This is a genomic window from Vibrio sp. OY15 (assembly GCF_000742455.1).
Lineage (GTDB): Bacteria > Pseudomonadota > Gammaproteobacteria > Enterobacterales > Vibrionaceae > Vibrio > Vibrio alginolyticus.
Genome location: NZ_JPIL01000014.1, coordinates 98,610 through 117,171 on the forward strand (window position 1 = coordinate 98,610; position 18,562 = coordinate 117,171).

At 43.9% G+C, this 18,562-nt stretch carries 15 protein-coding genes; 9 read left to right on the forward strand and 6 right to left on the reverse strand.

All coding sequences use genetic code 11. The features are described 5' to 3' along the window. Positions 1-75 precede the first annotated feature (75 nt). Positions 76-1,275 (reverse strand): DUF5666 domain-containing protein, encoded by a 1,200-nt coding sequence (locus IJ23_RS18080; protein WP_033906988.1) that lies wholly within the window; start codon positions 1,273-1,275, stop codon positions 76-78. An 89-nt stretch (positions 1,276-1,364) separates the two neighbouring features. Here IJ23_RS18080 and IJ23_RS18085 point away from each other — a divergent pair, with 89 nt between their 5' ends. From IJ23_RS18085 to IJ23_RS18095, 3 genes are all read left to right on the forward strand, one after another. Further along, the gene (locus tag IJ23_RS18085) at positions 1,365-2,033 is read left to right on the forward strand and encodes a response regulator transcription factor (protein ID WP_025767686.1); all 669 of its coding nucleotides are present in this window, start codon (positions 1,365-1,367) and stop codon (positions 2,031-2,033) included. Further along, positions 2,005-3,246 (forward strand): sensor histidine kinase, encoded by a 1,242-nt coding sequence (locus IJ23_RS18090; protein ID WP_033906989.1) that lies wholly within the window; start codon positions 2,005-2,007, stop codon positions 3,244-3,246. Before IJ23_RS18085 ends, IJ23_RS18090 begins: the two co-directional genes overlap by 29 nt. A gap of 137 nt (positions 3,247-3,383) precedes the next feature. Next, positions 3,384-4,313, forward strand: coding sequence for an SRPBCC family protein (locus IJ23_RS18095; protein WP_033906990.1), 930 nt, complete (start codon positions 3,384-3,386; stop codon positions 4,311-4,313). Positions 4,314-4,459: 146 nt separating this feature from the next. Here IJ23_RS18095 and IJ23_RS18100 read toward each other — a convergent pair whose 3' ends face one another. From IJ23_RS18100 to IJ23_RS18120, 5 genes are all read right to left on the reverse strand, one after another. Beyond that, complete coding sequence (locus IJ23_RS18100) at positions 4,460-4,915, reverse strand: hypothetical protein (RefSeq protein ID WP_033906991.1); 456 nt, start codon at positions 4,913-4,915, stop codon at positions 4,460-4,462. Positions 4,916-4,927: 12 nt separating this feature from the next. Beyond that, positions 4,928-6,706, reverse strand: coding sequence for a S8 family peptidase (locus IJ23_RS18105; protein WP_033906992.1), 1,779 nt, complete (start codon positions 6,704-6,706; stop codon positions 4,928-4,930). A gap of 248 nt (positions 6,707-6,954) precedes the next feature. Next, positions 6,955-7,296, reverse strand: coding sequence for a hypothetical protein (locus IJ23_RS18110; RefSeq protein WP_033906993.1), 342 nt, complete (start codon positions 7,294-7,296; stop codon positions 6,955-6,957). A gap of 10 nt (positions 7,297-7,306) precedes the next feature. Beyond that, positions 7,307-9,220 carry a tetratricopeptide repeat-containing diguanylate cyclase gene (locus tag IJ23_RS18115; protein ID WP_081886429.1) on the reverse strand — a complete coding sequence of 638 codons (1,914 nt, stop codon included), beginning with the start codon at positions 9,218-9,220 and terminating at the stop codon, positions 7,307-7,309. Between the two features lie 611 nt (positions 9,221-9,831). Then, on the reverse strand, positions 9,832-11,088 hold the full coding sequence (locus tag IJ23_RS18120; RefSeq protein WP_033907092.1) for an aromatic amino acid transport family protein: 1,257 nt from the start codon (positions 11,086-11,088) through the stop codon (positions 9,832-9,834). Between the two features lie 379 nt (positions 11,089-11,467). Between IJ23_RS18120 and IJ23_RS18125 the strand changes: the two genes are divergently transcribed. The 6 genes from IJ23_RS18125 (at position 11,468) to IJ23_RS18150 (ending at position 18,536) form a co-directional block, all read left to right on the forward strand. Next, positions 11,468-11,902, forward strand: coding sequence for a GNAT family N-acetyltransferase (locus IJ23_RS18125; RefSeq protein ID WP_017634213.1), 435 nt, complete (start codon positions 11,468-11,470; stop codon positions 11,900-11,902). 292 nt (positions 11,903-12,194) lie between these two features. Then, positions 12,195-14,858 (forward strand): nitrate reductase, encoded by a 2,664-nt coding sequence (locus tag IJ23_RS18130; protein ID WP_033906994.1) that lies wholly within the window; start codon positions 12,195-12,197, stop codon positions 14,856-14,858. 20 nt (positions 14,859-14,878) lie between these two features. Then, positions 14,879-15,784: a uroporphyrinogen-III C-methyltransferase gene (gene cobA, locus IJ23_RS18135; protein ID WP_033906995.1), complete on the forward strand. Its 906-nt coding sequence runs from the start codon at positions 14,879-14,881 to the stop codon at positions 15,782-15,784. Continuing rightward, positions 15,781-16,734: a glycosyl transferase family protein gene (locus tag IJ23_RS18140; protein ID WP_033906996.1), complete on the forward strand. Its 954-nt coding sequence runs from the start codon at positions 15,781-15,783 to the stop codon at positions 16,732-16,734. The genes cobA and IJ23_RS18140 overlap by 4 nt, the downstream gene beginning before the upstream one ends. A gap of 229 nt (positions 16,735-16,963) precedes the next feature. Then, positions 16,964-17,881, forward strand: coding sequence for a dienelactone hydrolase family protein (locus IJ23_RS18145; protein WP_033906997.1), 918 nt, complete (start codon positions 16,964-16,966; stop codon positions 17,879-17,881). A 73-nt stretch (positions 17,882-17,954) separates the two neighbouring features. Next, positions 17,955-18,536: an ANTAR domain-containing response regulator gene (locus IJ23_RS18150; RefSeq protein WP_033906998.1), complete on the forward strand. Its 582-nt coding sequence runs from the start codon at positions 17,955-17,957 to the stop codon at positions 18,534-18,536. Positions 18,537-18,562: the final 26 nt, after the last annotated feature.

An 18,562-nucleotide genomic window follows, 5' to 3' on the forward strand; every position in this document is an offset into this window, starting at 1 on the left:
TGAGCTTGGGAAGCAAAGTAAGGTGAAAAGAAAAAGTGCCATCGAAGTGACACTTTTTCTTAAGCGTAGAAGGGATTAGTTGTCGTAAACGTCTAACTCCACTTCACGGGCAATATTTTGGTTGTTAATGATCACACCTTCGACTTCGACACGAGCACCATTTAGGTTAAGTTCTTCAATGCCTTGGAAGCGTGTTTGTGCATCAATCACAACGGTGGTGTTACTTAGTACTTGATCAGCATCATTCTCACAATGCTCAACTTCAAACACTCTTGAATCAGCATCGTAGTTTGATACATAGCCTTCACATTCAAACTCTTTACCCCGCCATTGGTTGTCATTGTCAAACTCCGACCGCTCAAATTCGATGACGGTAGCTGTGCGTTTGCCATTTTTCATCACAGAGGTCACTTCTACTTCTTGACCTTGTTCTAGATTAGCTTTGCTACCATCCTCAAATCGTGTTGCGTTATCAATGGAGAAGGCTCCTCGATAGTTTAGAGAGAACTCACTATAATCCTTGGCAACCCAAGTCACGATACCTTCCACATCGCTGTCATTTTTTAGATCGTCGTAGTCTTCAACTTGTACCTCATGTGCCATGAAGATACCGTTTTGCATTTCACCTTCGGCTTCAATCCATTGACCAATGCTAAGCTGGTTAACGTTGTTATATGCCACCGTTACTTTTCCACCTAACTTAAATGTTCCAGCATTTTCATCGATACTGGTAATACGGCCTTCCAGTTCGTAGTCGTTATCAAGTACTGGGTACTCGTTATCTACGTCGAGTTCGACCACAGACAACACTCGATAACCCGCATCAGCAGTTGGCAATGATGACACCATTACCCAGTCGTTGACTTCTATATCATCACTTAAATCGTCAAACTGCAGCTCTATGCCGTTTACCGTGAATGTTTTCTTCACATGATCAATCGCTGTGACACGTCCTGTAATGGTTGGTTCAAGTGTGACTCGGACGCCATTGTCCGAAGCTTGCCGAATATCTGACCCCACGCGAACCACCATTTTGGGTTTTACTTCGGCCAATTGCACTTGTGTGTCGTCATAAACCACCTCAGACACACGATACGTATGTCCATTGACGGTCAACGTGCTTTCTTCAGCGTTGACCGCTTCAACAGAGCCAATCGCTACACTTGGTTTCACTGTTGGTTGAGTTGGTGTGCTATCGCTATTGCTGCCACCACCTGAACCACCACAACCAGACAATGCCAAACCTACTACAGAAATAAGAGCGAGTTTTTTCATTGTATTAACCTCAATTTACGAGCGAGTTTAGGAAATTGCCTGTATCTTATTGGGCATATCGTGAAGAGATCGTGAAGAAATGTGATTTTATGAAAATTTTAATTGTAGATGACAACCATAACGTCTCGGAGACGATTGCAGACTATCTTGAGCTCGAAGGCATGATTATCGATTGTGCGTTTCATGGAGAGGCTGCGATTAAGTTAATCGAGGAAAATCATTACGATGTAATTATCATGGATATCATGATGCCGAAGCTCGATGGCATCAGTACGGTACAGAAGCTTCGACAAGATAAGTTATGTGGAACGCCAATTCTCTTCCTAACGGCAAAAGATACGCTAGATGACAAAATCGCGGCTTTTAAAGCGGGGGGAGATGACTATTTAATGAAGCCATTTGCGATGGAAGAGCTCAGTTTGCGTGTTCATGCTTTGGCTAATCGTGGTCCAAGACAAGATATCGGAACGCTCAAATTTGCAGATATTTGTTTAGATGCGCGTACAGGAAAAGTAACGAGAAAAGACAAAGAAATTAAGCTGAGTCGAATTCAAACTAAAATTTTAAAATTGCTCCTCCAACGTGCTCCAGCAGCGGTCTCGCGCACAGAAGTGATCGATAGTGTGTGGGGAGACGAACCACCTGGAAGTGATGCACTTCGTAGCCATATTTATGGTTTAAGAACCGCACTAGACAAAGGTTTTGAAGAATCACGATTAGAGACTATTCATGGACAAGGTTACCGACTTAAAGCATAACGAATATCCAAGCATTTATCGCAAGATCCGTTGGGGTTTTGGGGTCATGACGTTTGTGATGTTTACTCTTTTTTGGTCGCTGATTTATGTGGCAGAAAACAAACTTGAAGTGCTGAGTTTACATCACTGGCTTGATACTGAAGCGGCGCTTTATAGTGAGAATTTCGAGAAACAGGGCTGGGATGCGCCATTGCCAAACGTATTGGAGTTCAACTCATATTGGAGTGAAGCTCCGACACCGGATTGGTTGCTCTCTTTTACTTCGCCCGGTTTTTACGAATATCTGCTTGGTGAAGAAGACAAACACTTTGTCGTATTGAAACACCCCTCAGGGAAGGGGCTTATGTACATTGTATTTCAAGATGACTCCGATGATTACCTCGACGAATACGAAAGCTCGCTGCATCAGTTTACGCTACTGCTCGGTGGCTTATTTTCATTTGTTATGGTCGGGTATGGCATTTATATGGTGCGAATATTGTCTCGACCACTAGCGCAAATCGAAGAAAAAATTAGCCAAATGTCACCGGATCAACCCGCTTTCCAAGTTGAAACTAAGTTCAGCGAAACACGCCAGATAGAGCAAACTTTGCTGGATAATAAAAACGATATCGCGGGCTATTTCAAACGAGAGCAAGAATTTAGCCGTTTTGCATCGCATGAGTTGAGAACGCCAATCATGGTGATTAAAGGCTCAACAGACATTCTGACGCGTATTCATGACCAACCTCGAGTTGCGCAAAAAGCCATCACGAGGATGCAGTCAGCTTGTGACGAGATGCGTGTACTGACAGAAGCGTTTCTCTTACTTGGTAAAGAGAAAATAGAGCCTCAGCATTACGGAGAGCATCAGCTTCTCACTTGTTTACAAAAACAGTTGGAAGAGCTAGCTCCTTTATTTGCCAAGCAAGATTCGAATTACGCTTTGCACGAACAACATAGTGGTGTAGTGAAGGCACCAGAGAGTTTTGTGGCCATTGTTATCAACAATCTGATTAAAAACGCCTTTAGCTATAGTGTGGGAGATATTGAAATTGAGTTGAAAGGTCATGCGCTTAAGATCCTAAATCGTCACGATGGCAACGAGACGTACAACGCTGGTTATGGTTGTGGGCTTGTTATCGTACAACGAATATGTGAACGGATGGGATGGGCGTTAGTACTGGACGATGATGGTGTTCGATTTAGTGCAAAAGTGGAGTTCTGCTCTTAGCTTTGCGCGTATTGATTCAAGTGAGAATTAACGCTCTGGATTTTTCTTGTCGTACGCATCTAACCCGTAGTCAAACAAGAAAAAACTGGAATTTGAATTAGACTGAAGTTAGTGAAGCGGAAACTCGAGGAACCGTTATGCTCTCTTATCAGGTCAGCCGAAGTATTGAAATTAATAAGAATCAAAGTGAAATTATTGGCTATCTCAAGAACTTCAATAACTGGCCCAGCTGGTCACCATGGATCATTCTTGAACCAAGCTGCGAGCTGACATTCAGTGATAATCAGGGCCACGTTGGAGCTGGTTATCAATGGAATGGTGAGCGTATTGGGACTGGCGCGATTGTACTGGAAAGTACTCAAGAGCATCGATTAGATATGGAGCTACATTTCTTTCGCCCAATCAAGAGCCATGGAAAGGTGACTCTGATCGTGACGCCGTCACAAAATGGCTGTTTAGTCGAATGGCAAATGCAATCTCGCGTCCCTTGGTATCTGTTCTTTCTGAAAAGTATGTTTAAGTCGATGATAGAGATGGATTATCAACGTGGGTTACGCATGCTCAAAAGTAAGCTTGAAACCGGAAGAGTGCATTCAGACTTAGTCGAAATAGGTAACCGAACGTTGCCTCAAATTCATTACATTGGGATCAAGGGTGTGGCTAGCTTGCAGGAATTAGGTTCGGTAATTGAGAAGCATGTTCAGCAACTAGAACAGTTAATTAGTGACGAAACCCTATCCGTGAATGGTGAATTGTTTTGTTATTACCAGTCGATGGATATGCAGAAAGGTACATTCGAGTTTATCACTTGCTTTCCTCTTCATAACTCAGTACCAGCGCCTCAAGGGGCGGTTACCGGTACCATTCCTGAGAGTGAAACATTTGTCGTTGAACACCGAGGTGAATATCAGTTTTTGGGAAATGCATGGGCGTTAGCGATGAACTTGGTTCGTCAGAGTGGTATGAAAGTCAAAACCAGTCCTTTAGGAATCGAACGCTATCTGAATAGCCCGAAGGAAACCACGGAAGAAGAGCTAAGAACGGAAATTATTTTGTTTAAGAAATGACAGGCGCAGGCGAGTAGGGTGTTTAGGTATCATACTAGTTATGCGAAATGTTACTAAAGAATAATAGCGTATCTGTTCCTACCCATAAAAATGCCTCAGCAATCGCTGAGGCATGGTTTTACAGGCCAACTTCTCTTGTTAGAGAATTATTGTGCACGGTATTTACCGCTGTTTAGTTCAATTTTAGACGCTTTTACCCGGGTGTCTGCGTTTAGGTAGTCGCTAATACTTAGCAGATCTTGATCTTGAGATGCTTTTAACACCGCTGATTCCCCCTCTGCGAAGATAACTTCTAATTTTAACTCTTTGGCGACTGCTTTCGCTTCGTTAGGATTGTTTACGGTGATATAAACCAGTCCAGTGGCTTTGGATACGTTACTAAACGCATTCTTAAACACCTCATCACCCGCTTGAAGTTTTACGTCTTCAGATAGGGTTCTAACAGTGCCAGTTTGCACTTTTCGATAATCTTGGCCATTAATCTCAACCGCTTCTGATGGCACAAACAGTTCTGGTGCAGGTTGTTGAGAGAGCTGTTGCTCAGCGTATACACTCGACGTCATGATAACGAGAGCCAGCATAGAAAATGATTTGTATTTCATGTTATTGACTCCTTAGTGTCCAAATATGCGCATCGACCAGTTCTTAATAACACCGGGCTGAGCGTTGTTTGCCATCGGAACGTCATAGATGGTGGAAGAGTTGAAATATGCAATGTAAGAATAGACTTCATCGCCGTTCGTATCTATTGCTCGCAACGTCCATTCGCCTTTTGCATCTTCGCCATAAAATTGGTTGGACAACATTAATTGATCTTTGTAGCCTGTAATCGTTGGATCAAGAGATTGACCAACAAGACCATTGCGCGGTGTTTGCAAAACGGAACGAGTCCCTGATGGCGAAATGAGCTCGATAGCTAAGTCGGGCAGACGAGCGTGGTCCAATGTCAATGTCACTTGAACGGATTCTACTGTCAGCTCATCGGCAATGGCGATACTTGAAGAACCACCAACTAGACTTGCATCGGGTACACTTACTTCTGTAGCGTTATTAACCCATGGCGTAATGACTTGAGCTGGTAAAACACGATTCGTCATGCGAGCACGTTGAATCGCTTCATCTAAATCTACAGCGCCGAAGCCATAAAAAGTATGGAAATCTACGCCTGCTGCGTTTTTCTGCCAAGGGGCAATTGCCTCGTAGCTAACCTGTTCACCTTTATGGTTAGTAAATTCAAGCTGTACGCCTGGATGCGCTTTATCCGTTACTTTTGCTGTCTCCGCTAGTAAAGCACGTACATCACGAGCAGAAAGTGCGTGGTTGGTTGACATGATTGCCGCGATGGCACCCGATGTGTTTGGCGCAGCCGATGAGGTTCCGTTCATCGTACTGGTATAGTTACAGTTCGGGTCGAGATCCGTTCCGCCGTGTAACCCATTAATGCCAAGGCCTTCACTGGTATTTTGCCCTTCTTCACAACCCATTAAATCAGTGGTGACCATAGCAGGGAAATCTTGCCCATATTCACCTGCTGGTGCTGCAACCCACACGTTCGAACCCACCGATGAGTAACTCGCTCGCGTACCATCCGCTCGTAGTGCACTAGTGACTAAATTGAAGTAATTGGCGTTATCATAAGACTGAGCAGAGTTGTGCATCGGTAAGCCTTGATTGTCTCCACCAGCAAAGAAGTTACTTGGCAATACGAAGAATCGCCCTGCATTGAAATAGCGGTAACCATTACCTGCTGACTTTACAAATACAGCACCTCGACCCCAGGCGTTACTCTCGCTGACGTTTTTCATCACGTCCATTTCAAGTTTTAGTTGAGGGTCGCTTTCATCAAAAGTAATCGGGTTTATAGGGCTGAAACCGTAACTTTGGTTAAATACGCGAACATCGCGTGTTGCTGGGTCCATGCCATGGGAGATTAACCAGCCTTCTAATGTCTGGTTGGCTAACCAGTTAAAACCGATGAGGGAAGAGTGAGAAGCGACACCGCGTCCGCCTTCACCGTTGTTGCCGACGGCGCTAATCAAACCGGCTACAGCAGTGCCATGACCATTAGTATCAACCGGATAACTTGGTGGGAATGAAGAGTCTTCGACGAAGTTTCTGCTACCTGTAACTATATTACCTGCAAGGTCGGGGTGATCGATCTGCACTCCAGAATCAATAACGGCAACTTTCACACCAACACCTGCAATCCCCATTGCCTGAGTGAGCTTAGTGTTTAAGTCGTTCCCAGCAACAGCAGGATTAGCCGCAAACGCAGTTTGCCCCGTGTTGTCTAAGTGCCATTGTTCAGAATAGAGTGGATCAAACGCCGAGACGGCAGGTGCAATGCCTACTGCCAACATAGCAGCAAATAGGCGATTAATGCGTATTTCCATTTTTGACCTCATGTCTTTGTTTGGAATTTTTTAGTTCCTGTTTCATATTCCGCTAACAGGAACAAACAAAGCTAACGACAAAGAATAAGGACGAAAACCATTTACAACTTGTTTACATTAAAAGTTCGATGGACAACATAAGTCTTTGTTAATTTACTGAAACTATGAGGTTTTTATATGTCGCATCGAACATGCATGAAAAGTGAAAAGCAGAAAATACGAGTGTACCGTCTGCTTCAAGAGGGGGGTTATTTAGTTGAAGCGGGTTGAATAGTTGCCATTGGTTTCTTAGGTTCGGCTTTTTCCTTAGGCAGCACGTTATCAATCCACTTTTTAATGTACAACTTATCGAATTCTTTATCACACCACTTTTTGTTTAATCCACGTCGATTGAACTCAGCACCAATCGCCACTTTGGTTTGGTTAGTTGCACGGTTGTAGTAGAGAGTTTCACATAGTTGAGTATTACTCATTTGCTGGGCATATACATTGACACTGCTGCTGCGCATTCCCAGTTGAGATGCTTGCTGATTACTACACGCCATAAGAAATAGAGGCGCAAAAGTAATAATGATTAGATTTTTTTTCATGTGTGCTTTTTTATGATGTAGGATGAATGATGAACTGGTTTCTACCAGCTTGCTTCGCATCATACAAAGCTTGGTCTGCCAAGAAAAACCACTGATCCCATTCTTGTTTAATTGTTTGTGCCGACAGTTTGTCCACTGCTCCAAGGGAAATTGTCGCGCTTAATGGTTTAGAGTCAACCACCAATGGCGTGTTTTCAACAGTATATCTCAATCGCTCCAAAAACTTAGTGCAATCTTCGGCTCGCTGTACTTCGAATAATAGGACAAACTCTTCTCCACCCCAACGAATGAGTAGGTCACCAGAGCGGGTGGATTCGTTAAATAGCGTGGCAATATGAGTCAGCATTTTATCGCCAATATCGTGTCCATATTGATCATTAAAGGTTTTGAAATGATCGACATCTAAAACGGCTAAGGCAAATGTTCTATCTGGGCTTCTACGAGCCATTTTGTCCAACCAAATGTGAAGATAGCGACGGTTATGCAATTGAGTTAATGGATCGGTAGTATTTTCTTGAGTGAGTGCTTTATTAATACGTCTAACGCGCAGTACGTAACGAAAACCAACGACTCCAATTGCCGCAATAGCGATAAAGTAGAACATTTCTCGATAGCGCTGCGAACGCAGTTCAGACGCTTGTAGCGCATTTTTTGTTTCTAGCAATTTGAGTTCTTTCTGGGCTAACTTAGCTTCGAGATCAAACTTAATGTTAATCATCTCTTCACCATGAATATGATGAGAAAACTCAGCCTCTAGCTCTCTTAATTGGGTTAAATAATGAAAAGCAGCTTCATAGTCATTAAGAATTTGATGAGCGTTTACCAGTACCGAAAGCATATCAATACGCTGCCGCAGCTCTAATTCACTGGTTGATTTGGTTTGTTCTAGAACGTCAAGCGCTGTTGTAATAGCTCTATCGTATTGTTTGTTTGCGAGGTAAGCCTCTGCAAATGCCTCGTAACAAGACGTTTTTAGCATTTCTAGATTTTTTGGAATGGGCAGGTCTACGCAACGTTGTGCGACCATTAATGCATCATCAATTTTTCCTACCGAGCTCAACATTTGTGAAAAGCTGGATAAAGAGTGGTGCTTGACTGTGTCCGACCCCGTTTGCATTGAAAGTCGAATGGCTTCATTGAAATAATATTCCGCTTTTTTGTTATCTCCGAGGCTCGAGTGAACGATGCTAAGGTTTGCGTAGATAACCCCCATAAAAAAGCTATTATCGTATTGATATTCGCTCTCTAGGTAAGTGTCGAGAGCTTGCGTTAGGTAACTGTTGGCCCGAGCCCAATCTGATGCGTCGATGTAGACCGTCCCAATGTTGTTCAGTGTCATCGCGACTTGTATTTCAAACACTGTTTTTTCTAATAACTCATAGGCATTGCGATAATATTTTAGGCCACTGCGTAGTTGATTTCGAGATACTTCTAGATTGCCTAACCAGCGGTAAGCACGGCCTTCTAATGCTAGATAACCAAGATCACGAGCTGTAGAAACAACGTCATGGAGTAACAATTCTGCGTTCCAGTTATCGTCTTGCTCAATCATTGTTACAGCCTTATTGAGCTGTGCTTCAGCGACGACCCATTCCAAATGGTGCTTTTTACCGAATTCGATTAAATCGGGCATATCTTTCGGTAATGGAACGCCTTCGTAACGCTTAAGGTACTTTCGTGCAAAGTAATACAGAGCAAGAGACTCCGCTGATGCATTCTGTGGCGCATTTAACTCATCTTTTTGAATTGATCGCGGCTTACCCATCGAGCGAAAGTAGAGTTTTAACATGGGCTTGCTTTCTGCTGAAATGTGTTCTTCCAGATAAGCTTGCTTTTCGGTACTCGCCAGTACGTTGGTCGTATGCAAGAAAAGTCCAAGTGCAGTACAAAGTGCGCAAGCCAGTTTTTTAATTGAGAAGTGCATGAGCGTATTAATAAAATGTGATCTCTTAACCGAATACCAGTTAAGTCTACCATTTCTTGTTGGTTAAGTGCGGATGGATTCCCAGTGGCAAAGTGCTTTGGGAGTGAGAGACGAGAAGGATCTTTATAATATTATGATTTATAAAAACAAAATCTATTGAAAACTTATGTAATGATTGGAAGATGGCATAGGTAGGGTAACGATGGAAGGTAAGTGAGCATATTCGGTGGACTCAATCTAATGATTTAAGCCGCGGATTCATCGCTCGAAATCAGGGTGAAGTGTAAAAAATTACGTTTCTGTCATAAATATTTAATGTTTGTATGGGTTGTTAAAAAACTGGATATTAGACATAGTGTTATTAAGCCAATAAAAAATGGCTTTTATAATAAATAGGAGATTAACTATGCATAATGAAATGATTCAACCTTCGCACTTCGGCATTATCGGCCGTACCTGCATCGCTTCAGTACTTATGATTGCGGGTGTTTTCGCTCTTATTTAAGAGTCAAGGGTAACGATGATTACCTTTTAAAGAGTAAGAAAATTCAGGGAATCACCTTAACCTTGTGTAAGGTATTCCCCTGAAAATCCAAGCTAGTCTTTAGTTATTAGCTGAAGAAGCTAAAAATCAATGCACTTACCGCCACAATGCCTGCTGCTAGAACAAAGTAAGTAGAGACATTTCCTCGATATTGTTTCATCGCCTCGATTTTATACACCGCTAACATTGGCATAATAAATAAGATCATTGCAATAACAGGCCCTGACAATGCTTCCATCATACCAAGAATACTTGGGTTCATGATCGCCGCCGCCCAGATTGAGAAGAACAGTGCTGCCACGCTGATACGATCAACACGCTTCTCAGGTAGGTTAAAATGCTTGTTAATTAAACCATTTAAGCTTTCACGCGCACCTAAAAAATGCCCAAGGAAAGATGAAGTGATAGCGACAAACGCGACTAAAGGACCAAGTGTTGCAATAAATGGATTATCGGTTGCGTTCGCTAAGTAAGACAATACGGATACGTTTTGTTCTTTTGCTTGAGCCAATTGTTCAGGTGACAGTGTTAGCACACAGGAAAATACAAAAATAAGAACAAAGGCAATCAGCATGATGCTAGTGCGACGAAGAATAACTTCGGATTTGGCATCTGCCTGCTTACCGTAATGGCGACGTTGTACATTTGCAAAGCTTGAAATTGCAGCTGCGTGACTAAACGAGAAAATCACTACAGGAACTGCTAACCACATAGTGCTAGCAAAAGCTGACGCTTCTGGCACATCCATGACAGGCATGGTCCAGTTCGGTATTAAGTAAAATGATAGAAAGGCAAGAATGGCAACAAGTGGGAACACCATAATGGCAAAGGCCCGTAGCATTACTTTTTCACCCGCCATCATAATAGCAATTAGTGCAAACACTAGTACGCCAGAAAGCAAAGGTCTAGGTAAAGAAGCCATATCAGCCTGATTTACCATGAAGCTATCTACTGTGTTTGTTATTCCAACACCATATATCAACAGGATCGGGAAGATCGAAAGAAAATACAGCAGTGAAATAGAACGGCCTGCTTTTGCGCCGAAGTGCTCTTCCACTACATCAGTGAAGTCTGCGTTTTTGATCTTAGAAGATAGTACAAAACGAGCTAAGCCACGGTGCGCAAGATAGGTCATTGGAAAAGCAAGTACTGCCATCGCGACTAAAGGCCAAAAACCACCAATCCCAAGGTTAATTGGCAGAAACAGGATGCCTGCGCCAACGGCTGTTCCAAATAGGCTAAGAACCCAATGTGTATCATGTTTTGACCAAGCTGTGGCTGTGTTTATTTCACTAGGATTTAAGGCATTTCGAGATTCTTTCACTTTAAAACTCGCTTTTATAAAAATAATAATGCTGAAAATGGTAAAGGTTTTAGTGTTTATTATCACACGCGAAGCTTGGTGAATAATGCTGTGAATTTGGGGTGGTTGTAAATTATCCAACTATGAATTTTTCAATAAACCAGAATAAAGCTCTTAAATGTAATGCATTTAATGGTTATATGTATTGAAATTTTCATCTTGTGTGGTTTTTGATTTTGCGGTTAAAACTTAATCACGGATGTATGTTCTAAGTGAGTTAGGCCTAATTTTCAGGAAGAATATTACATTTCTTAAGCACTTAATTGAGATGTTTGTGTCCCGTCATTTAGATGAGATTTAGGTATACTGCTGCCATTCATGTTAAAGAAGGAGTCATTGAATGGACATCTTGTCTGCGCAAAAAGAGGACTTATTTGCCATATATAAGCTCGAAAATACTTTATTTGGAGAACACGCCTATCCTCAATTTTTCTTTCGGCAAGCTTTTGATTGTTGGGGAGAGAGTTTACTGGTAGCAAAAGAGGGAGAGCAGGTCGCAGGGTATATATTGCTAACGACTAGCACAAATGCACATCAATATTGGATCATGTCATTGGCCGTCGATATTCAACATAGAGGTAAAGGTATTGCGCGTTCCCTCCTAGAAAACGTTATTGCGTCGTTGACGTTAGGCTCAAGCGTGAAATTGACTGTCGATCCTAAGAACCAACCTGCATTGTCTTTATACCTCTCCCTTGGCTTTAAAACGTTAGAAGAAGAAGCGCATTATTTTGGTGACGAAGAATCCAGGTTAGTTATGGAATTAGTAAAGTAATACTGCACGATAATGACCGAAATTTGCACACAATCAGTGCGTAGCATTACGTTGCTATAATTGGTTTTAAGCTAACCCTTTGTATGGTAAGGGTTTTTAATCTTGGCACCTCACTTGCTTTACATAAACGTTCATCGATAACTCGATGCGCCGCTCTTAATAGCAGGCGAGAGCGGTATAGGGTATTACTTTTTGAAAATGTACTAACAGCGTTAAAGGCATTGCTGCCTCTCTCGATTCGGGAGAGGCTTTTTTTTGCTAGTAAGTTGGGCTGAATCGCACTGGAGGTGTTATGTCGCAAGGATGCAAAAAAACCACTTGTCCCTATTGTGGTGTTGGATGTGGTGTCGAGGTCAATGCGAAAGGAATCGTTGGGGATGCGTGTCATCCTGCAAATGCGGGATCACTGTGCGTGAAGGGTGTCGCGCTGGCAGAGAGCTTGAATATGCCTTCGCGCTTGTTGTATCCAAAGCTTGTCACCAAGCAACGACCTCAAGGGCAAGAGGTGCAATGGCAACAAGCCACGGATCTGATTGCTGAAAAGATTCATCAAGCGAAAGCGGAGTTTGGACCGGATTCCATCGCGATGTACGTGTCAGGGCAGTTGTTAACGGAAGACTATTACGTCGCCAACAAACTCATGAAAGGCTATGTTGGCAGCGCAAACATCGATACGAACTCGCGTTTGTGTATGTCTTCGGCGGTTGCGGCTCATGTACGAGCATTTGGTGAAGATGTCGTTCCCGTCAATTACGACGATATTGATAAGACTGAGCTATTGATCATTTGCGGTGCTAATACCGCTTGGACGCACCCTGTTTTATTCCGACGTATTCAACAAGCGAGAGAAAACAATCCTAACCTCAAGCTGGTGGTCATTGACCCGCGTGAAACGGTCACCGCACAGCAAGCGGATTTGCATCTACCGATTAAAAACGATGGTGATGTGTCACTCTTCAATGGGCTGCTCAAGTTTCTTATTGAACAACAATTGATTGATTCTGAATACATAAATTCTTATACCGACGGATTTAATGCACTTAGAGAAGAAGTTTCTGATTTGCGTTACGATGTCACTAATTTGACGTCTTCCATTGGCATTTCAGAAGAAAAACTCACGACATTCTTCCAATGGTTTGCGCAAAGCCCAACCGCAATTACGTTGTTTTGCCAAGGGGTAAACCAAGCCGAAAATGGCGTCGACAAAGGCAATGCAATCATTAATGCACACTTGGCGACGGGTAAAATTGCCAAGTCAGGTTGCGGGCCGTTTTCTATTACAGGTCAGCCGAATGCGATGGGTGGGCGAGAAGTCGGTGGTTTGGCAAACCAGTTAGCGGTTCATCGTGCTTTTGACGCAAAGTCTATCAAGCAAGTGCAAGCGTTCTGGGATTCACCAGAAATTGCCACTCAGCCCGGTTTAAAAGCCGTTGAACTGTTTGAGGCGGTAGAACGTGGTGAGATTAAAGTTCTGTGGATTATGGCTACCAATCCTGTTGTCTCTTTGCCAGATAACCAATTGGTAAAACGTGCACTAGAGATTTGTCCGTTTGTGATTGTTTCCGATATCACAGCGGATTCGGATGTAGCGCATTACGCGGACCTATTGCTACCCGCCGCTGGCTGGGGGGAGAAGCAAGGCATGGTGACCAACTCTGAGCGTCGACTTTCAAGGCAGCGTCAGTTTCAAACGCCTCCCGGTGAAGCAAAATCAGATTGGTGGGCGATAAGCCAAGTTGGACAAGCTTTGTGTGCATTGGAAAAGACACAAAATGGTTTTGCGTTTACTTCTGAGCGGTCGGTATTCAGGGAATATGCGGCGATGACAGGCATGAATGCAGATTCACCTTTGAAACTCGACCTGTCTCAACACGCGAACTTAACCGAGCAAGAATACGAAGAGTGGGTACCGACACAATGGGGAGGAGAGCACCCTTTTGCTGATGGCATCTATTCGCACCCAGATGGTAAAGCGCGTTTTGTCGTAACCAGTGAATCTCCAACACGTTTAGAGAGAACAAAAGGCTGGTGGCTCAATACGGGTAGGCAACGCGACCAATGGCATACCATGACGCGCACAGGTCATATCGCACACCTTGCCGCCTCTGAGTTAGAACCAACCGTGTACATGAACACACTCTCTGCTACTCAAAATCGCTTGAAAGCAGGACAACTCACTAAGCTGTTTCAGCCTACTTCAAACACCAGTATTTATGCCAAAGTTGCCATTGATGAAGGTTTGGGTTTTCAGGAGCTGTTTATGTCAATGCACTGGGCGGGTCGATATGGTGGTGAAAGCAGTGTTAACGCGATAGTAAACAGCGCAAAAGACCCTATTTCTGGGCAGCCTGCGTTTAAGTCATCTTATGTTGAAGTGCAAGAGGCGGCGGTAAAAACTTACGGTATGTTCATTGGTACACAGTTTGATTCCGGCAAGTTTCTCTACAGCGCATTTCAAGCAGAAAGTAATTTAGGCATCTGGCGCTTTGCACACGACAAACGACCAAAGAAGCAGAGTTTTTGTCGAACGGAAAAGAGCCGCAGAATTACGATAGATATTGCCCAAGGTTGGCTAGCAGTGGATTACGACCTTGTTGGAGACGTTCGTATCATTCGTTCTGTTTTAGTGGTGTCTAGTGAACCGATTCAAACCGACTACACCAACTTTACCGACTTGATTGGCAAACCGATGGAGCTATCGCAACTGCTTACCATCACTCAATCGCAAAGCAGTGCCAAACTGGTTTGTAGTTGTTTCCGCGTTACCGATAAACAAATACATGACGCGATGGAGAAACAAGACTGCACGTCAGTGACCCAACTTCAAAACAAACTCAAATGCGGTACTAACTGTGGCTCGTGCGTCTCTCAAATCAAACAAATGGTCGACAGCCATCAGCATCAAAAGGGCAAACAGCAAGCGAACCAGCAAAGTTTGGCTATTCAAATAAAGTAAGTCATAAAGAGGATAAGCACATGGAAGCGCCTTATCAAAAGTCTTGGTTTAAGAAAGGACAAGCGAGTCAGAAACAAGAACGCTCGTCTCGCTTTTCTAAGCATGATCAAGCAAGCAAACTGAACCAACTTTTAGAAGACCATTCACTAGACCTGGACGCGAACCACAAAGGTTTTGTCTCGATTGTCGGAGCAGGGCCGCACGATCCTGACTTGTTAACGGTAAAGGCTGTGAAAGCGATTATGTCGGCAGAGGTACTGTTGTACGACCGTTTGGTTAACAAAGATATTTTGGAGTTGGCTTCGCCACAAGCCGATTGGATTTACGTGGGCAAAAGATGCGGACAACCTAGTATTGGTCAGGAAGAAATTTGTGACTTGATGGTATCGCTCGCTCAACAAGGAAAGCGAGTTGTACGCTTAAAAGGGGGAGATCCTTTTGTATTTGGCCGTGGAGGTGAAGAGGCGTTAGCACTCGTCAAACACTCAATCGCGTACGAAGTCATTCCCGGCATTACCGCTGCGATTGGATGTTCAGCAAACAGCTTGATTCCGCTGACTCATCGTGGCGTTGCTCGTAGCGTTACCTTTGTGACGGGGCAAGTGGTAACAGGCGCATTTGAAGCGTGGAGCCAACTGATGCAAAGCGGACAAACGTTAGTCTTCTATATGGGGTTAGAAAAGTCATCGCAAATACAAACGGGTTTAATAGGCTCTGGTTTGAGAGCAGATTTCCCAGTCGCGATCATCACTCATGGTTGCAGCCCTCAACAACAAGTGCATGTTACACAACTCAATCAGCTCAATGATTTATCGATTACACTTAAAGGCGTGAGCCCAGCATTGATTGTGATGGGAGAAGTTGTCAAACTGCGCGAACAACTAATAGAAACCGTACAGTCAGTGACGGAATACGAGGGAATATGAGCAGCATTTTGGAATGTATTAGAACAGTCGGTCGTGGCGAACGTGGTAGAAAACCACTGAACTTTGACCAAGCGTTTCGAGTTATGGATGAATACCTAAACGGTGAGTGCGATGATGATCAGATGGCAATGTTATTGATGCTGATCCGCGTACAGAACGAGACTCAACAAGAAATCGCTGGCTTTGTGAAAGCATTCCATTCCCGCATGCCAGCTATTGGTGCAGATATTGATTGGCCATGTTATGCGGGCAAACGTGAAGCGGCAGGTCAGCCTTGGCATCTGCTGGCAGCGAAGATCCTTGCCGATAATGGCCACAAAGTGCTGATGCACGGCTATCATGACCGTCAATCTGGTCGTTTACACGCTGAAGACTACCTCGACAAATTTGCTATTACGAAAGCGGAATCAGCAGAAGACGCAAAGCGTGTCTTAGAAACACAAAACATTGTGTATCTACCGCTAAGTTCGTTTGCACCCCAAGCAGAAACCATGATCGGTTGGAAGAATCGTTATGGGCTTAGAACGCCGATTAATACCGTGGTTCGTGCATTGAATCCGGGGCAGGCGACGGTTGGTATTCGTGGTAGTTTCCATCCGGGATTCCAACAACTTCATGCTGAAGTCGAATACGAGATTGGTCAAACCGCTCATGCCGTTGTGTCATTCAAAGGACAATCTGGTGAGTCAGAATACAACCCGAAAGTAAGTCAAACCGTATGGTTAAGCCAAACAAGCGGCGTGACATCGCACTACTGGACGGAGCAAATGCTGTCTGAGGTGCCAATGCCTGCGAACTGCCCATTTGGGACGTCAGAAGACGACATGAACCAAATGGCAAATACGGTTCTTGCTACCATGACAGTGGTCTTGTTTGCACAAATGCACGACAGAGAAAAAGCATTCGAACGTGCCTTTTCTTACTGGCAAGCCTATTGCGGCCAGCAATAACGTACTATTGTCAATTAATGTAAAACCAACGGCGCAAAGTTGTTGAATCTGAATCCATTATCTATTGTTTGAAGAAGGTAAAAGATCCTAGCTCGCCAATGATGTGTTTCACCACCTTGCTCCGTATCAGAGTGGTGAAACCGCAGTTTTAGCCTCAATCGCGTTCGTTTCTCGCTTCGCTTTTGAGAATGAGAAAATCCCATATGGTAAGACACAGAGGACATGGATAATGGTTCTAAAGTATACCACTCCTAGTGAAAAGGCTTCTCATCCGATCCCGCAAGAAGCCTTCGATTGGTACGACGAATACGCACACGGAAAAATCACGCGCCGTGAGTTTCTAAATAGGCTGGGTGGCCTTGCGGTGCTTGGCTTTAGCATGACAGCACTGGTCGATGCGTTAACCCCGAATTACGCACTCGCAGAACAAGTTTCATTTAACGATCCTGACATCAAAGCAACTTACGAAACCTTTCCATCTCCAAATGGGCATGGAGAAGGGCGTGGTTATTTGGTGATGCCACAGAAGAAGACCTTAAAATCGCCGACCGTGTTGGTGATTCATGAAAATCGAGGTCTGAACCCTTATATCAAAGATGTCGCAAGACGACTTGCAAAAGATGGCTTTATTGCTTTCGCTCCAGACGCGCTTTATCCACTCGGCGGCTATCCGGGGAACGACGATGAAGGTCGCGCGATGCAGAAAGAGATGGACAGAGCCAAGATCGAACAAGACTTTATTGCAGCCGCTAACTTCCTCAAACAATACGAGGGTGGCAACGGTAAATTGGGCGCGGTTGGATTCTGCTTCGGTGGATACATTGTCAATATGCTTGCAGCGGTAATGCCTGAAGAGCTCGATGCAGGTGTGCCTTTTTATGGAACACCAGCGGCGCAAGAGATCCAAAAGCAAGTCAAAGGACCGTTGATGATTCACTTTGCAGGGCTCGATAAGCGTGTTAACGACACATGGCCTGCTTATGAGCAGCAATTGATCGCAACCGACGCACAGTATCAAGCGTTAATGTATGAGAACGTCAACCACGGCTTCCATAACGACTCAACAGCACGCTACGCACCGGAAGAAGCAGCACTCGCTTGGGAACGTACACTCGGCTTCTTCAAAGAACATCTCGCCTCTAGTTAAAGCGCGTCTACTTTAGTTGGCACATTCCTTGTTATGTCTCTCTTAGTGAGTGAGATATAAACAAGGAATGTGCATGACTCAATCAACGTCAAAAACACCCATCATAGTATGCTGCGATAGCCTCCAAGAGCAGGCTCGATTGTCCGGCTTATTGAGCAAAGATTACGACAACATCATGGGTTGCCAATTGGCACAACTAGAAACGTTAATGCAACGAGAACCGTCAGCAAGCGTTGTGGTTGGATGGCAGCAACCAACCGCGGAACTGCGTTTGATCGTCGATTTCTGCCGCAGAAAATCGGCACCACTTCTTATCGTCTTAAAGCAGCTATCATCCAATGATATCAATCGTTTATCAGAAAAAATGGACTATGTTCTTATGCCGCACGATAGTGAGTTTGCACTTCAACCTTGGATTGAACATGCGACATTAGTGAGAGCGAAATTCGAAAGTATGCAATCGGAAATTGAATTACTGACCAATAAGATTGAAGAGCGCAAGCTGGTGGAAAAAGCGAAAGGTCTGCTGATGAAGATGCACAGCGTTGATGAAGGACAGGCTTATAAAGCGCTAAGAAATTCAGCCATGCAATCGAGCCAAACGCTCGCACAAGTTGCCAAGAATTTGATAACTACTTTGGAGGTGCTTGATTAGTCGTTCTACCACTTTGGGGTTATAGT

Coding starts and splice junctions, on each gene's coding strand:
- IJ23_RS18100 (WP_033906991.1), bottom strand. CDS start 4,915: ATGAAATACAAATCATTTTCTATGCTGGCTCTCGTTATCATGACGTCG.
- IJ23_RS18150 (WP_033906998.1), top strand. CDS start 17,955: ATGACTCAATCAACGTCAAAAACACCCATCATAGTATGCTGCGATAGC.
- IJ23_RS18130 (WP_033906994.1), top strand. CDS start 12,195: ATGTCGCAAGGATGCAAAAAAACCACTTGTCCCTATTGTGGTGTTGGA.
- IJ23_RS18105 (WP_033906992.1), bottom strand. CDS start 6,706: ATGGAAATACGCATTAATCGCCTATTTGCTGCTATGTTGGCAGTAGGC.
- IJ23_RS18090 (WP_033906989.1), top strand. CDS start 2,005: ATGGACAAGGTTACCGACTTAAAGCATAACGAATATCCAAGCATTTAT.
- cobA (WP_033906995.1), top strand. CDS start 14,879: ATGGAAGCGCCTTATCAAAAGTCTTGGTTTAAGAAAGGACAAGCGAGT.
- IJ23_RS18125 (WP_017634213.1), top strand. CDS start 11,468: ATGGACATCTTGTCTGCGCAAAAAGAGGACTTATTTGCCATATATAAG.
- IJ23_RS18145 (WP_033906997.1), top strand. CDS start 16,964: ATGGTTCTAAAGTATACCACTCCTAGTGAAAAGGCTTCTCATCCGATC.
- IJ23_RS18095 (WP_033906990.1), top strand. CDS start 3,384: ATGCTCTCTTATCAGGTCAGCCGAAGTATTGAAATTAATAAGAATCAA.
- IJ23_RS18140 (WP_033906996.1), top strand. CDS start 15,781: ATGAGCAGCATTTTGGAATGTATTAGAACAGTCGGTCGTGGCGAACGT.
- IJ23_RS18115 (WP_081886429.1), bottom strand. CDS start 9,220: ATGCACTTCTCAATTAAAAAACTGGCTTGCGCACTTTGTACTGCACTT.
- IJ23_RS18110 (WP_033906993.1), bottom strand. CDS start 7,296: ATGAAAAAAAATCTAATCATTATTACTTTTGCGCCTCTATTTCTTATG.
- IJ23_RS18085 (WP_025767686.1), top strand. CDS start 1,365: ATGAAAATTTTAATTGTAGATGACAACCATAACGTCTCGGAGACGATT.
- IJ23_RS18080 (WP_033906988.1), bottom strand. CDS start 1,275: ATGAAAAAACTCGCTCTTATTTCTGTAGTAGGTTTGGCATTGTCTGGT.